The organism is Streptomyces viridochromogenes, assembly GCF_001270495.1.
Taxonomy (GTDB): domain Bacteria; phylum Actinomycetota; class Actinomycetes; order Streptomycetales; family Streptomycetaceae; genus Streptomyces; species Streptomyces viridochromogenes_A.
Map to the genome: position 1 here is coordinate 1 of NZ_LGUR01000191.1, position 207 is coordinate 207.

Annotated in this window: 1 protein-coding gene; it reads left to right on the forward strand. The window is 64.7% G+C overall.

Annotated elements, in window-relative coordinates; translation table 11 throughout:
• Nucleotides 1-207: hypothetical protein (locus ADK36_RS18610; protein WP_159391172.1), on the forward strand; the 207-nt coding region annotated here is incomplete at both ends.

A 207-nucleotide genomic window follows, 5' to 3' on the forward strand; every position in this document is an offset into this window, starting at 1 on the left:
ATGGCACAGACTCTCACCAGCACCTTCCCCGTCTTCCGCGACGCCTTCCACAACGCCTGCACCCATCTCGACGCGCACCTGACCGGGCACGCCCCACACTCGGTCGCCGACGTCGTCCTCGGCGAACACGGCGACCTGATCCACCAAACCCTCTACACCCAGCCCGCCCTCTTCGCCATCGAAACAGCCCTGTTCCGACTACTCGAA